The organism is Clostridioides sp. ZZV14-6009 (assembly GCF_020658095.1).
Classification (GTDB): Bacteria; Bacillota; Clostridia; order Peptostreptococcales; family Peptostreptococcaceae; genus Clostridioides.
Map to the genome: position 1 here is coordinate 137446 of NZ_JAGWDG010000004.1, position 14268 is coordinate 151713.

16 protein-coding genes are annotated in these 14268 nt (G+C 28.2%); 5 read left to right on the top strand and 11 right to left on the bottom strand.

Features of this window, described 5'->3' with window-relative positions:
• Positions 1–2 precede the first annotated feature (2 nt).
• The 3 genes from KGF36_RS07935 to lexA all read left to right on the top strand — a co-directional run bounded on the left by KGF36_RS07935 (position 3) and on the right by lexA (position 3090).
• Positions 3–848, top strand: coding sequence for a hypothetical protein (locus tag KGF36_RS07935; protein WP_227828043.1), 846 nt, complete (start codon positions 3–5; stop codon positions 846–848).
• 376 nt (positions 849–1224) lie between these two features.
• Positions 1225–2352, top strand: a complete 1128-nt coding sequence (locus tag KGF36_RS07940) for a tyrosine-type recombinase/integrase (protein ID WP_227828044.1) — start codon at positions 1225–1227, stop codon at positions 2350–2352.
• Between the two features lie 102 nt (positions 2353–2454).
• The gene (gene lexA / locus KGF36_RS07945; RefSeq protein WP_227828092.1) at positions 2455–3090 is read left to right on the top strand and encodes a transcriptional repressor LexA; all 636 of its coding nucleotides are present in this window, start codon (positions 2455–2457) and stop codon (positions 3088–3090) included.
• 146 nt (positions 3091–3236) lie between these two features.
• On the opposite strand, the gene KGF36_RS07950 is transcribed toward lexA, so the two are convergent.
• The 3 genes from KGF36_RS07950 to KGF36_RS07960 all read right to left on the bottom strand — a co-directional run bounded on the left by KGF36_RS07950 (position 3237) and on the right by KGF36_RS07960 (position 6711).
• Positions 3237–4400, bottom strand: coding sequence for a ComEC/Rec2 family competence protein (locus tag KGF36_RS07950; RefSeq protein ID WP_227828045.1), 1164 nt, complete (start codon positions 4398–4400; stop codon positions 3237–3239).
• A 327-nt stretch (positions 4401–4727) separates the two neighbouring features.
• Positions 4728–5360 carry an OmpA family protein gene (locus KGF36_RS07955; protein WP_227828046.1) on the bottom strand — a complete coding sequence of 211 codons (633 nt, stop codon included), beginning with the start codon at positions 5358–5360 and terminating at the stop codon, positions 4728–4730.
• The gene (locus tag KGF36_RS07960) at positions 5353–6711 is read right to left on the bottom strand and encodes a hypothetical protein (RefSeq protein ID WP_227828047.1); all 1359 of its coding nucleotides are present in this window, start codon (positions 6709–6711) and stop codon (positions 5353–5355) included. The genes KGF36_RS07955 and KGF36_RS07960 overlap by 8 nt, the downstream gene beginning before the upstream one ends.
• A 169-nt stretch (positions 6712–6880) precedes the next feature.
• Between KGF36_RS07960 and KGF36_RS07965 the strand changes: the two genes are divergently transcribed.
• Complete coding sequence (locus KGF36_RS07965) at positions 6881–7480, top strand: ABC transporter ATP-binding protein (RefSeq protein ID WP_227482658.1); 600 nt, start codon at positions 6881–6883, stop codon at positions 7478–7480.
• Between the two features lie 403 nt (positions 7481–7883).
• Positions 7884–9482: a peptide chain release factor 3 gene (locus KGF36_RS07975; RefSeq protein ID WP_227828048.1), complete on the top strand. Its 1599-nt coding sequence runs from the start codon at positions 7884–7886 to the stop codon at positions 9480–9482.
• 89 nt (positions 9483–9571) lie between these two features.
• Here KGF36_RS07975 and KGF36_RS07980 read toward each other — a convergent pair whose 3' ends face one another.
• The 8 genes from KGF36_RS07980 to eutM all read right to left on the bottom strand — a co-directional run bounded on the left by KGF36_RS07980 (position 9572) and on the right by eutM (position 14202).
• Positions 9572–10045 carry a cupin domain-containing protein gene (locus KGF36_RS07980; protein ID WP_227841648.1) on the bottom strand — a complete coding sequence of 158 codons (474 nt, stop codon included), beginning with the start codon at positions 10043–10045 and terminating at the stop codon, positions 9572–9574.
• A gap of 1 nt (position 10046) precedes the next feature.
• Entirely contained in the window at positions 10047–11138 is a 1092-nt protein-coding gene (eutH, locus tag KGF36_RS07985) for an ethanolamine utilization protein EutH (protein WP_227854660.1), read from the bottom strand.
• 10 nt (positions 11139–11148) lie between these two features.
• Complete coding sequence (locus KGF36_RS20175) at positions 11149–11274, bottom strand: hypothetical protein (RefSeq protein WP_255287800.1); 126 nt, start codon at positions 11272–11274, stop codon at positions 11149–11151.
• On the bottom strand, positions 11267–11539 hold the full coding sequence (locus KGF36_RS07990; protein WP_227828051.1) for a EutN/CcmL family microcompartment protein: 273 nt from the start codon (positions 11537–11539) through the stop codon (positions 11267–11269). The genes KGF36_RS20175 and KGF36_RS07990 overlap by 8 nt, the downstream gene beginning before the upstream one ends.
• Before the next feature lie 12 nt (positions 11540–11551).
• The gene (locus tag KGF36_RS07995; RefSeq protein ID WP_227841650.1) at positions 11552–12277 is read right to left on the bottom strand and encodes a TIGR02536 family ethanolamine utilization protein; all 726 of its coding nucleotides are present in this window, start codon (positions 12275–12277) and stop codon (positions 11552–11554) included.
• 107 nt (positions 12278–12384) lie between these two features.
• A complete protein-coding gene (eutD, locus tag KGF36_RS08000) occupies positions 12385–13014 on the bottom strand; it encodes an ethanolamine utilization phosphate acetyltransferase EutD (RefSeq protein WP_227841651.1) in 630 nt (209 codons plus the stop codon).
• A 12-nt stretch (positions 13015–13026) separates the two neighbouring features.
• Positions 13027–13788: a cobalamin adenosyltransferase gene (locus KGF36_RS08005; RefSeq protein ID WP_227828054.1), complete on the bottom strand. Its 762-nt coding sequence runs from the start codon at positions 13786–13788 to the stop codon at positions 13027–13029.
• A 126-nt stretch (positions 13789–13914) separates the two neighbouring features.
• Positions 13915–14202 carry an ethanolamine utilization microcompartment protein EutM gene (eutM, locus tag KGF36_RS08010; protein ID WP_003423991.1) on the bottom strand — a complete coding sequence of 96 codons (288 nt, stop codon included), beginning with the start codon at positions 14200–14202 and terminating at the stop codon, positions 13915–13917.
• Positions 14203–14268 lie beyond the last annotated feature (66 nt).

Here is a 14268-nt window from a genome sequence, read left to right on the forward strand (position 1 = left end):
TTATGATTCATATAGTTGAGATTTTTAAAATAAGTATAATAAATATCTTTTGTTTTATAGGAATATTTATTGTATTTGGATTAATTTTTAGTATTATAGAAAATTTAAATAATAAATTTATCTTTTTATCTTTTGGAAAAACTGGTGTCATTGTAACTGGAGCTGTTGGAACTTTTATACATGAATTGAGTCATTTAATAATGTGTTTGATTTTTATGCATAAAATAAATTCAGTAAAATTCTTTAGACCAATTGAAAGTAAAAATGATGGAGTATTAGGATATGTAAATCATAGTTATAAAAAAGATAATATTTATCAGAGTATAGGAAATTTTTTTATAGGAATTGCTCCAATTATAGGTGGAACAATGATGATTATTGTACTTTTTAGAATACTATTACCAGATAGTTACATTAAAATAACACAAAACATAGATTTAAAATTATATGTAAGTATGATTAATAATTTTAATATAGCGGGTTTTATACAGATTATTTTAGATGATGTTTCTAATTTTGTAAAAACAATATTGTTAACACCTGATATATATTCATTAAGATATTTTATATTTATGTTTTTAATGTATTCAATTTCCACTCATATGTCACTTAGTAGTGCTGATTTGAAAAGCAGTTTAAAGGGTTTGAGTTTTATAGTTATAGTTATATTTGCAATTAGTCTAATTACATACTTATTTGGGCTTAATGGCTTAAATATATCTAGTTTAATAGTAAAGTATAATATATTTGTAAGTTTTTTTATGACGATAGGGCTTATTTTTTCAATAGTAACTCTGATAATATCTTATATTTTAAGTTTGGTAAGTCCATTTAAAAATTTTAATTAAGATACTAAATTTTATACTATTTTTAGTTTTCTTATTTTAGTTTCCTTGAAAAGATAGTAAAATTCAAGATTGAAAAAGATTTTAGTAAAGCATAAAATTTCTCAATATATTTTAGTAAATATTTATTAAACATATATTGAGAAATTTAAAAAGAGTACTTGAATCGAACTAGTCTTTAAATGTGGATTTAGGGAATAGTTAGTGCGAAAACCAATTAGAGCGCTACTAATCTCTTAAAAAATACATTAATTGATTAAATTAAATATTTATGCTAACATAGCTACATTGTTATTAATAAAAATAACTTACAAATATTCATAGTTATTAATAAAAATAACTTACAAATATTCATATTTTAATTTTAGGAGGTTTAAATTTGAATAATGATAAGAAAATTATAAAAGTACATAATAAATCTGATAAACCTGATAATATTGTCATCAAAGAAAATGAACTTATAGAAAAATGTCTACTTTTGGAAAATAAACTTCCTGTATTTATGAAAGATTATTTTATATATCTAAAAGGTTCTGTTGCCGTCTCTACACGACTTGCTTATTTAGAAGATATAAAGTTTTTCTGCTTATACATGATTGAGACAAAGGAACTAACAAGTGCAGATTGTATAAAAGACATTACAGAAAGTGATTTTAACATGATAAAATCAAGAGATATAAACTTATTTTTAGGCGATTATTGCAGCAGATATTATAAAAATACAGAAAAAAACACATTAATTTTTGAAAATAATAATAGAGCTCTGGCAAGAAAAAAATCATCCATCTCTACTCTATTTAAATTTTTATATAGAAATTCTCAAATAGATAATAACATAACTGATGGATTTAATCCAATAAAGCTACCTAAACCACAACCAGATGCTATTAAACGTCTTGAAATAGATGAAGTTGCAAAAATGTTAGAATCAGTAGAAACTGGTGAAGGTCTTACTGAAAAAGAAAAAGTTTATTGGAAAAAAACTAGATTACGTGATAAGGCTATATTAGCTCTATTTGTTACATATGGGCTTAGATTAAATGAACTTAGAGAACTTAATATCTCCTCTTTTAATTTTTCAAGAGGTGAATTCAAAATATATAGAAAACGTGGAAAAGAAGTCTTAATGCCTATAAATCATACTTGTGAACATGTAATAAAAGATTATTTGCAAAATGAAAGAACAAGAGATGATTTACTAAATGATGAAGTTAAAGATGCATTATTTTTATCTCTTCAAAATAAAAGAATTACAGCAAAAGCTATAAGAACACTTGTAAAAAAATATACATCTATTCCACTAGATACAACTAGAGATAATGGATATAGCCCTCATAAATTAAGAGCAACTGCTGCTACCTCTCTGATTCAAACAGGATTTTCTATATACGATGTTCAAAATTTACTCGACCATGATAATGTCACGACTACTCAACTTTATGCTGCACATAAAAAAAATGTAAAACGTGATATAGTTAAGAATTTTGAATGGATTGAAGATGATTAAAAATCAGGAACAAATGTTTGCAGATATAAATGGATTATGTTATAATTAAAAATATAAATGTATGGAAATAAAAACAAAATATGTTTGGAAATGAGTGATGTTATGTATTTAGATCTAACTGAAAAGCAAGTTTTAATACTGGAATTTATAAAATCTCAAATCATATTAAAAGGCTATCCACCTGCTGTAAGAGAAATATGTACTGCTGTAGGGTTAAGATCTACTTCAACTGTGCACTCTCATCTAAATAAACTTGAAAAACTGGGATACATAAGAAAAGACCCTACTAAACCAAGAGCTATTGAAGTTTTGGAGCGTAGTAAAGTCAATGATGTTTCTGGAGCTAACCAGGAAATAATAGAACTTCCTTTAGTAGGTCAAATAACAGCTGGAGAACCCATTTTAGCGCAACAAAACATAGAGGAATATATTCCATTCCCTGCCAGTTTAGTAAAGGGCAGTAATAACTTTGTATTAAAAGTAAAAGGCGAAAGTATGATTAATGCAGGAATTTTAGATGAAGATTACGTTGTAGTAGACAAAAAAAATACAGCCTTAAATTCTCAGATAGTAGTTGCACTTATAAATGGTGAATCTGCTACGGTCAAGAGATTCTTTAAAGAAGGAAACTTGATAAGACTTCAACCAGAAAATGATTTTATGGAACCAATTATGCTTAAAGACTCAGAAGTTGAAATTGTAGGTATTGTAACTGGTGTATTTAGAGTTATAAAATAACTATTAAAGAATATCAAAAAAATAAGCTATTTAATAGATAAAATATATCTTAATTTCTTTATTTTATCTATTTGGAATAGCTTATTTTTATATGTATTTACTATTTTGTATTATTTGCTTTTTATTTATTATTTCCTATATTTTAACTATTGCTTTCCATAACATATATCACATGGGTCATTTTTCTTACTTTCTGCAATTGAACCTGATAATATTTTTTTACTTCTTGAAAGTCCACTACAATTTTTTGTTGAGTGATAACTCTTCCCTTTTGGAGTAAAATACACTATTTTTGACAAATTCGATGCATTTTGTTCCTTATTTAAGGATTCATTCTGGCCTGTATTGTTATTTGACTTTTCGGAGCTTCCATCTTCTCTAACACCTTTTTTGTAACTTCCATCTTTACAGCTTGTAAAAACTCCATCACCTGTAGATTCAAATACTATATCTGAACATTCGTCACTTCTATGTACTTTTACACCCATCTTTTTTAATTTGTTCATTGTTTCTTCATGTGGATGACCATATGAATTACCTTTTCCAACTAAAATTACTGCATATTCAGGGTTAACTTTATCTAAAAAAGCCTGAGATGAACTACTACGAGAACCATGATGAGCTACTTTTAAAAGGTCTACTTCTCCAAGTTTTGATAGTATTTCTTTTTCTGTACCTTCTTCAGCATCACCTGTAAATAAGGCTTTATCGTTACCATTAGTATATGCAAGTACTAGTGATTGTTCATTAGTAGTATCTCCTCCATTTGTATTTAGAACTTCAAAATAGGAATCTTCAAGATAAAACTTTTTATTTTCAAGAGGTACACTTGGAGATAAATCTTTATTTGCTAAAGCATTTATAAAATCTCTGTAACTCTTTGTTTCTGCTGAACCATTTGATACAAAAACATTTTCTATATTGAAATTTTTTACAACAGAATCAAGTCCCCCTAGATGGTCTGCATGAGAATGAGTAGCTATAAGATATTTAATATCTTTTACCCCTTGATTATTTAGGTAGTCTACCATTAAATTCTCATCATCGTTATCTCCCCCATCTATCAATATAAAAGTTTTGCCCTCTTGAATTAATATTGCATCACTATTTCCAGTGTCAATAAAATGAATTTTTACATTTTTATCACTTGATATACTACTAGATAAAGTTTCTTGGTTATTTGATTGATTATTTTCACTGTCTGTTGCACTGCTACAACCAGTTAAATAAATAGATACAGAGATTATTAGCAGAAATATTAAGGATTTAACTTTAGAATTTTTTTTGTTATTTATATTTTTTTCTATCACAAACTACGCCTCCATTTTCATAATACACTAGTAATTATAACATGATATGCGTTTTTATGATATTTTTTTACATAATATTTTAATTAGCATTTATAAAATAATAATAAAAAAAATTGACACTGTATAAGTTTTATATTATATAAAATGAATTATTTTACATCAGTAGTACCCAGTTATGCATTTTAAACGACCATTTATGTTTAAAATATTGCAAAATTCTTCCAAAACTTATAATATATTAAATATCAACAAAAATAAATAAACTTTTTCCTTAAAGAAGGCTTAAAGCTCACACCAACTGCCTTCTTTTTTTTTATAATTTTTTAACTATTTATTTTGATTAATATTTATTTCATATTTTAGCTCTACTCTTCTAGATGCATCTCTATTTACACTATTATCTCCATTTTTTACGAGTTCAGCTTTTGACCTACCTATTGCAATAATATGTTTAGTTACTTCATCTTTATATTTATAATTACCTATTTCATCTCCTACTATAAATTTAGCAACGCTATATGCCCTTCTTTGTGATAAATCTAAGTTATAGATATAGCTTCCTACATCGTCTGTATGACCTTCTATAACTATTTTAGATATATAGTCGCCATAATCTTTATAAATAGTTTCTATGTACTTTGGAACAAACATTTTTAACATCTCTTTAGCCTCTGGTTTCAAGACATCACTATCTACATCAAACATTGTCCTTTCACCAAAAGTTACTTGACCATTAGCCTTATCCACTTTCACAGGTATACCACTTTTTTTAAAGGTTTCTTCAACAGAAGCATTCACATTTTTAGCTAAATCTTGTTCAACTGAGCCTGAGATACTTTCTGAACTAAATAAGATAAGAATTACAACCATCAACACAGTGGATAATAAATCTGTAAATGTTGGCCAGAAACTACTCTTTTCAAATTCTCTGTTAACAGTTCTTCTATATTTATTATTCATTTAACTCATCCTCACCTATGGCCTTTATTTCTTTCTTTTCTATCTCATAAATTTCTTCACTCAAAGGATTAAATATGCTATCAATATTATTTTCAAATAAATCTTCACTATCAAGAGGAACTTCATCTTGCATGAAGGAGTTATTAAACATAACATCTAGCTTATCTTGAATGTCTAAAGAATTCTCAAACATTATATCTAGTTTGGTTTGTAAGTCATTAGAAAAGTTCTCAATAATACTTGAAAGATTCTTAATTGAATCGTCTAGAGTGTATTTTTCATCTAAAAGAATTTTTTGATTTTGAGATATTTTGTTTTCATGAGTCATTAATTTAGTTAACAAATCTTGAGCACTTCTTTCATATAAAGCAAATCCTGCATTTATATTTCTTATATAATCTTTAATTTTATGCTGGCTTTCAGTGGAATTATATATATTTTTTGATGATTCTTTTATATCAAATAGAATTTCCTTATTTATATTATCTTGATTATCATACTTATCAAACAGTTTCACAAATTTTACATTTAAAATATTAAACTGTTTATCTAATTTTCTTACACTTTGGTCAAATGTCTTAATAGAACTTTGAGAGCCTTCTAAAAGACTTTTTAAAGCTTCTATTCCACTGATAAATTCATCATTAAAATCATTTAAGTCTTTAGATATTTTATCAAATTTTTCAATAGCTTCTATAGACTTGCTTATTTGTTTTATTGTATTTTTTACTTCTTCTACTTTTAAGTCCATTCTTTCTGATTTAATATGAGTTACCTCAGATGTCAGTAGATTCTCAGATTTTAACATTATTTGTATCAAAACATGTTCACAGTCTTTTATCTTTGTAAAATATCCTATAATTAGAGAAAATACCACTCCAAATATACTAGTTGTAAATGCAGTTTGCATGCTACTAATAGTCGAAGGAAGTGAATTTATAATATCTTTAGTATCAACACATAAAAGCATTGTAGAAAGTCCAACAAAGGTACCTAAAACTCCAAGTAATATACTTATTGAAGATGAATTTTTTATACTTCTAATTTTTTCTAATATCGGTAAGTTATTATATTTTAAATCTGATACAACTTCTTCTACAAATGAAGTTATATTTACATCAGCATAAGGATTTTCTTTACTATATGTATAGTAATCATTCCTTATTTTGCTATAAAACACACTCGTTTTATAGTCTCGGTTGATTTCTTCTAGTTTTGAACCTACAAACAAATACAACTTGTTGTTTTCTATAATTTTAAAAATAGAATACAAAGTTATTGCAAGTAAAAATAATATAGTTATTGGATTAGTAAATATTGACTCTATCAAATTAGTTATTATGTTACTCAATTTTATCCCCTACCTTATAATTTATTTATCTCTAATTTATACGTACAAGTTACTAAGAAAATACGTAAATAAACAAAATATTTATATTATATTTATGAAAAATGGTACAAATAGGTTGTAATGTTAATAACATAATATATACGAGCTAAAAGTTATAGGGGGTGGCATGATGAATGACAACATAGTAGAAGTTAAAAATATCAATATGAACTTCTACACTAAGGAAGGCGAGCTTGAAGTATTAAAGGATGTCAATTTTAATTTGAAAGAAGGCGAAATACTAACATTACTCGGACCTTCTGGAAGCGGAAAATCTACAATTTTAAATATTCTTACTAATCTTTTAAAACCAACTAGTGGTGATGTAAAGATTACTGGAAATATTGGATATATGTTTCAAAAAGATAATCTGCTTGAATGGAGAAATATAATGGATAATATAACTATTGGTTTGGAAATTCAAGGAAAAAAAGATAAAAAATCTTTAGATAGAGTTGAAGAACTTTTAAAGACTTATGGACTATGGGATTTCAGAAGTATGTATCCTAAAGAATTATCTGGTGGTATGAGACAAAGAGTTGCTCTTATTAGGACACTTTCTGTAAATCCAGATGTTTTACTTTTAGATGAACCTTTTTCAGCTCTTGACTATCAAACTAGATTGTTGGTTTGTGATGATGTTTATAGTATTATTAAAAATGAAAATAAGTCTACTATTTTAGTTACGCATGATATTGGTGATGCCCTTTCTATAAAAGTGCAACTTTAGAAATTAATCTATTTTTTTGTTTAAATCCATCCATTTAGATTCTAACTCTTTTATCATATTATCCTCTATTCTTACTCCAAATGATTTAATGCTCTAATACTGGTTATTCCATGATTTAATAATGAATATAATGAAATATTATGTGCTTTAATATCCCAATAAATGAGTCTTCCAAATATGCGGGAGTTTCCTGGTGGTAAAGTTGAAAAAGATGAGTCTCTTGAGAGTGCAATTGAGTGTGAAATAAAGGTTTCTATATTGACAGTTTTGCAATAAAGTTATAATATTAATAGGATTGTAGTTTTTTATAGCATATGGAAAATTATGTTCATTTTAAAACTATTAATAAATATAATTTTTTATATTTGGATAATCGTAAAATTAAAATAAAGGATGATAAAAAATGACAGAACAAAATTTAAGCTTGATTGATGAAGTTAAAAGAAGAAGAACCTTTGCAATCATTTCCCATCCCGATGCAGGAAAAACTACATTAACTGAAAAGTTTCTATTATATGGTGGTGCCATTCGTGAAGCAGGATCGGTTAAATCAAGAAGATCTCAAAAACATGCAGTATCTGACTGGATGGAAATTGAAAAACAAAGAGGTATATCTGTTGCATCAAGTGTTCTTCAATTTGAATATAATAACTTTTGTATAAATATTCTTGACACTCCAGGGCATCAAGATTTCAGTGAGGACACTTATAGGACTCTTATGGCAGCAGACTGTGCAGTAATGGTTATTGACTCTGCTAAAGGTGTCGAGGATCAGACAAAGAAATTATTCCAAGTTTGTAAAATGAGAGGAATACCAATTTTTACTTTTATAAATAAAATGGACCGTCAAGGAAAGGATCCCTTTGAACTACTTGAAGATATTGAAAATGTTCTAGAAATTCGCTCTTGCCCAGTAAACTGGCCAATTGGTTCTGGTAAAGAGTTCAAAGGTGTGTTTAATCGTCATAAAAATCAAGTTGAACTATTTGATGATGGTAACCATGGACAATCTATTGCTAAGTCTACAACTGGAGATATATCTGACGAAAGATTTAACACTTTATTAGGTGATGCTCTTCATGAAAAACTACTAGAAGATATTGAACTTTTAGATATTGCTGGAGATAATTTTAATTTAGACGGAGTATTAAATGGTGAATTGACACCTGTGTTCTTCGGAAGTGCCCTTACTAACTTTGGTGTAGAACCATTTTTAGAATCGTTTCTAGAAATAACACCTCCGCCAAATCCTCGTAGCAGTAATTTAGGTGATATTGACCCTAATTCTAATAGCTTCTCAGGATTTATATTTAAGATTCAAGCTAATATGGATAAATCTCATAGAGATAGAATTGCATTTTTAAGAATTTGCTCTGGTAAATTTGAAAAAGGTATGACAGTAACTCATGTACAAAGAAACAAAAAGGTTAAACTTTCACAACCTCAACAGTTTGTAGCACAAGACCGTGTTATAATAGATTCAGCTTATCCAGGAGACATTATAGGGATACATGATCCAGGAATATTTAATATTGGTGATACATTAAGTGAAAAAAAATCAAATTTACAGTACACTGGCATACCACAATTTGCTCCTGAACATTTTGTAAGAGTATCTACAAAGAATGCTCTTAAAAGAAAACAGTTCTTAAAAGGACTTACACAATTATCAGAAGAAGGTACTATACAGATATACAAACAACCTAATTTTGGTATGGAAGAACTTATTGTAGGAGTAGTTGGAGTTCTTCAGTTTGAAGTTTTAGAATATCGTCTAAAACAAGAATATGGTGTTGATATGATAATGAACACACTACCTTATCGTTATATACGTTGGATTGAACCTGATACTTTTAAATCGGATAAGCTTTCAACACCAATGGATACAATATTAGTTGAAGATAAAAATAGCAATCCAGTATTGTTATTTCAAAATGAATGGTCTATTAGACATCTAATTGAGAGAAATGAAAATTTAGTTTTAAGAGAAACTTCTTTATAAAAAAATAAATGTTAATCCCCCTACGTCTATTTTTAAACGTAGGGGGATTAACATTTATTTGATTATTATTAACTTAATTCAGTTTCTTGTTAATTTTGAGATGCCCAATCTGCTGGATATGTTACATATATAAATCTAGCATAATCAGGTACAGAAAATTGTATCTTACTTCCTTTTGGTATAAATATTAACTCACCTGAAGAAGCAGAAACCTTTCTTCCATCTATTAATATATCTAAAGTTCCATCTATTACATAATCTATTTCATCATAGTTTAGAGTCCAGTCAAAAGTTGTTTCCTTCATTTCCATCATACCACAACCTAATCTTGGGCTTTCCTCTAATGTAAATAAATCTTTTGTGTAAACTACATCGCTTGGGTTTCCTGTATCTAATCTATCAGATTCACTAACCTTTACAGTTGGTAATTTTATAGAAGTTATTCCACTAACATCTTTATTTCTAACAAAATCTACAGTATCTTTAGTTCCATTTATTTTTTCTTCTATTATTTGTCTTACTAATGTTTCAATTAAGTTTTTATCTATATTTGCTATATCCATCTTATACATTCTCCTTCTTTAATGTCTTACTTGCTATAACCATAGCTAATAAGACTGCTGTTATACCACCAATTAATTTAGCAACTATCATTGGTGTTATCATATTAGCATTAAATCCTGCTGTAAATCCTAAGTGGTCTCCAAATACGAATGCTGCTGATACAGAAAATGCTACGTTTATTATCTTTCCTCTATTATCCATATCTTTCATCATACCAAACATTGGTATACAGTTAGCTAAACTTGCAACAAGCCCTGCAGCTGATACATCATTCATTCCAAGAACTTTTCCTAAAGCCATTAATGGTTTATTAAATACCTTTGTTATAACAAATACTAATGGGAATGCTCCTGCTAAAACTATTGCAATATCTCCAACTATTTCTATACCTTCACCTATTGGCTTCATTCCAGGTATTACAACTATACCTGTTAAGGCTTCAACTATTGCAGCAGCAAGTCCTAAAGTTATAACTATCACTACACCCTTTCCAAAATATGTAAATCCTTTTATCATAGCATTTTCAAATTTCAATAATCCAAGTGCTATAACGACTGCAAATATTATTATTGGTATCAAGTTCCTAAGAACCATCATTACTTCAAATTCTGCAACTAATCCACCAACAAATGCTCCAATAGGTATTGTTATTATCCCTGCAAGTATTCCTGTTGCTAAGAATTTTTGGTCTTCTTTTTCAATTATTCCAAGTGCAACTGGTATTATAAACACTATTGTAGGTCCCATCATAGCACCTACTATTAATCCTCCAAATAATCCAGCATTAGGGTCTTTTGCAAGCTCAAGTGCAAGTGGTGCACCACCCATATCATTAGCTAACAAACTTCCAGCAAACATAGCTGGGTCAGCTCCAAGCATATCAAACACTGGTACTACAATTGGTCTTAATACATCAGCAAGAACTGGTGCTAGACATATAACACCTACCATTGCAACTGCAAGTGAACCCATTGCCATTATACCTTCTTCAAATTGTTCTCCAAGACCAAATTTACTACCTATACATTTATCTATAGCCCCAAGTACCATGAAGACTACCATTACATAGATTATAATTTCATTTATACTCATAGTTCCCCCATTATTTTATTAGATTTTTTATTATTTGACTATCTACTGATGATATTACAGTCTTATATATTGTGAATTTAACTTCTATACCTTTATCTATACTTTTAAACTCTATAGTGCCTATACTTTTATTCATCAAACACTTCAAATGAATCGACTACTCCAACTATCGTTGCATCTACTGGAACATGAGCTTTTTCAATCGATTCTCTAGCTGAGGAACCTTTGGATATAAGAACTAAGTCTTCATTTCCTGCTCCTGCATTATCGGCTGCAACCATGAAGCCTTCCTTGTATGTGTCTTTAGTTTTTAAAATTTTTACAACTAAAAGTTTTTGACCACATAATTTTTCATCTTTTCTTGTGGCCCAAACATTACCTACAACTTTTCCTATATCCATAAAATTACCTCCTTACACTTTCTTTAGTTTGAGATGGTGTATTTTCATAAAATCTACAGCTAATGGAGTTATTATACTTTTTTTATTAACTAGTATATTTTTAACTCCATTTATAGTTGGTTTTCTTAAGTCAGCTTCTGATATAAGTTTTTTATTTCTTAAATCTAAACTAAATTCAGTATCTATCTTCATATTTTCTACATTGTTTAGACTTTCTATATCTTTATTTAAAGCTTTTGTATTTTCTTTTTTAGAAACTATAGCACTTGATACTTCACTTTTTATACTTAACTTATTTTTATTTATAGTATTTAAGTCTTTTATAATTTCTACACCAAATTTACATATTTCATCTTCAAAGGACATAAACTTCTTATATAATGCTTTTGGTGCAGTATCCTTATATTTTTTGTATTCAATTCCTTCATCTAAGAGATATACTTTTTTACGCTTCATAATCATTTTTAGTATAAATCTTTCTTCTTCACTTGTTGAATTCCCAAGTGCTATGTTTGATAATCCTCTCATACAAAGTTTCGAAACTATCACTATTTCACACTCTTTTGTACTTCTATCAAATTCAACTATTTCAAATTCATCTTTTAATAAGTTAAATTTACTACTATCCTGTTCAAATACAATTACAGCTTTAGGTTTACTAGATACTTTCAATTCATTATTATTTATTTTTTTATAAACTTCTTCTATTATTAGATTTACAAGGTCATCATAATTCATATTTAATCCTCCCTAGAGGTATTTTCTATATTCATCTTTCATACTTTTATGTATTTTTAATACTTCCAACATTGTATATAGTAAATGAAATTAGAAGTTAAATTAATTTATGCTTTCTTTATTATTTTAGCAACAGTCCCTTTTGAATAGCCACATGCATTGGCTTCATCATAATCTATGTGCATGTAAGTTTTAAAGCTGTCACTAACTCTTATTACTACATCATCAAATGTTAAAGGTCTCTGACCCATTACCTTAGCTTCAACTATTTCTTTATCACATACATTGAATTGTTCAGCATCCTTAGGAGTCATGTGTATATGTCTTTTAGCAACCATTAACCCCTTATCAAGTTCAACTTCACCATGTTGTGTTGATATTTTAATACTTAAAGTACCTTCTAAGTCTCCACTTTGTTTTATAGGAGCTTTTAATCCAAGAGTTGAACCATCTGTTAAAGATATTTCTACCTGAGTTTCATTTCTACATGGCCCAAGTACAACTACATTTTTTATACTTCCTTTAGGACCAGTTATTGTGACTCTTTCATTACAAGCATATTGACCTGGTTGAGATAAGTCTTTTAATTTTGTAAGAGTATATCCCTTACCAAATAATTTATCTACATCTTCTCTATTTAAGTGAACGTGTCTTCCTGATGCCTCAACTTCTATGAATGCTTCTTTTTTAACTCTATTTATTACTTCTTCTACTATTTCATTTAATAGACTCTCCATTGCGTCCTCCAACTACTTATATTTATTAGTTCTAACTTTATATATCATTATCCAAAATACTGACGATAATCTATTAAGTGCCTTTATTAAATCTTCTCTTTGAACATTTCCGTACTCACCTTTAAATGCTTCGTAAGCTGCAAGTTCAACCTCTCGTGTATTGCTTCTTATACTATTTATAGCTACTACTACTTCTCCCATTTCATAACTTGGGAACTCATGTCCTATACCAAAGTATTTTTTAGGATAGTGAGATTGTTCTCTAAGTTCTTGTGGAGTCAATCCTAAAAGTTTAAAATCTTCTAGTTTTTCTTCTAAAACCTCACATCTCATTATATTTCTTACAAAGTCTAATACCTCTTGTAATTCCTTAACAAGCTTTGGCATACCTAGTTTTTGGCAAAGAATTTGTGCTTTTAGTATTTCTGATTCAAGAGAATCTATTTTACCTCTTAGTATTATTCTTTTATGGTCTTTAAAAACTAAAAGATTTCCATTTAATTGAGTCATATGTTCTGGTTTTTCATCTAATTTAGCACCAAATACAGTAGTATATTTATATGTTTTCTCTTTAACTACTTCTTTTATAACTTCTTTGGGCTCATTATTTATATCTGAAAGCTTATCAATATATTTGAGTTCAATACTTCTCTCAGTTAAATAAGATTTTGCAGAAGGAGTTATTATTTGTCCTTTTTCTATATAGAATTCAGTTACATTGCCTTTGTTTTTTCCTATTTTTCTTTTTATTTCGTTTTCTGTTAAAACACCCATTTTATCACATCTCCTATTAGATGTATAAAAAAGGCTACCTCAAAATACATTGAGTTTATTAGTAAGACTCATTTTTGAGATAGCCTCTTTTTTAATCAAAATTTGAATTTTAAAATTGCTTTTATATTACTCAGCTGATACTTTTGGTAATATAGCATCTACTTCAAAATGTGGTCTTGGTATAACATGAACTGATATTAGTTCTCCAACTCTCTCAGCAGCTGCAGCTCCAGCATCTGTAGCAGCTTTAACAGCTCCAACATCTCCTCTTACCATTACAGTAACTAATCCTCCACCTACTTGTTCTTTTCCTACTAATTGTACATTTGCAGCTTTAACCATTGCATCTGCTGCCTCTATCGCTCCTACTAATCCTTTAGTTTCTATCATTCCTAATGCGTTTGCACTTGCCATAATCTTATCCTCCAAAAATTTAATTTTATAGTTTTTATTTTTAGAAATTTATAGCTATAAATTTCA

Excerpts from the sequence above, each read along its gene's own strand:
- KGF36_RS07995 (WP_227841650.1), bottom strand. The coding sequence starts at position 12,277 with ATGAATTATGATGACCTTGTAAATCTAATAATAGAAGAAGTTTATAAA.
- KGF36_RS08005 (WP_227828054.1), bottom strand. The coding sequence starts at position 13,788 with ATGGGTGTTTTAACAGAAAACGAAATAAAAAGAAAAATAGGAAAAAAC.
- KGF36_RS20175 (WP_255287800.1), bottom strand. The coding sequence starts at position 11,274 with ATGAATAAAAGTATAGGCACTATAGAGTTTAAAAGTATAGATAAAGGT.
- KGF36_RS07980 (WP_227841648.1), bottom strand. The coding sequence starts at position 10,045 with ATGGATATAGCAAATATAGATAAAAACTTAATTGAAACATTAGTAAGA.
- KGF36_RS07975 (WP_227828048.1), top strand. The coding sequence starts at position 7,884 with ATGACAGAACAAAATTTAAGCTTGATTGATGAAGTTAAAAGAAGAAGA.
- eutH (WP_227854660.1), bottom strand. The coding sequence starts at position 11,138 with ATGAGTATAAATGAAATTATAATCTATGTAATGGTAGTCTTCATGGTA.
- KGF36_RS07935 (WP_227828043.1), top strand. The coding sequence starts at position 3 with ATGATTCATATAGTTGAGATTTTTAAAATAAGTATAATAAATATCTTT.
- KGF36_RS07955 (WP_227828046.1), bottom strand. The coding sequence starts at position 5,360 with ATGAATAATAAATATAGAAGAACTGTTAACAGAGAATTTGAAAAGAGT.
- KGF36_RS07965 (WP_227482658.1), top strand. The coding sequence starts at position 6,881 with ATGAATGACAACATAGTAGAAGTTAAAAATATCAATATGAACTTCTAC.
- lexA (WP_227828092.1), top strand. The coding sequence starts at position 2,455 with ATGTATTTAGATCTAACTGAAAAGCAAGTTTTAATACTGGAATTTATA.
- eutM (WP_003423991.1), bottom strand. The coding sequence starts at position 14,202 with ATGGCAAGTGCAAACGCATTAGGAATGATAGAAACTAAAGGATTAGTA.
- KGF36_RS07990 (WP_227828051.1), bottom strand. The coding sequence starts at position 11,539 with ATGGATATAGGAAAAGTTGTAGGTAATGTTTGGGCCACAAGAAAAGAT.
- eutD (WP_227841651.1), bottom strand. The coding sequence starts at position 13,014 with ATGGAGAGTCTATTAAATGAAATAGTAGAAGAAGTAATAAATAGAGTT.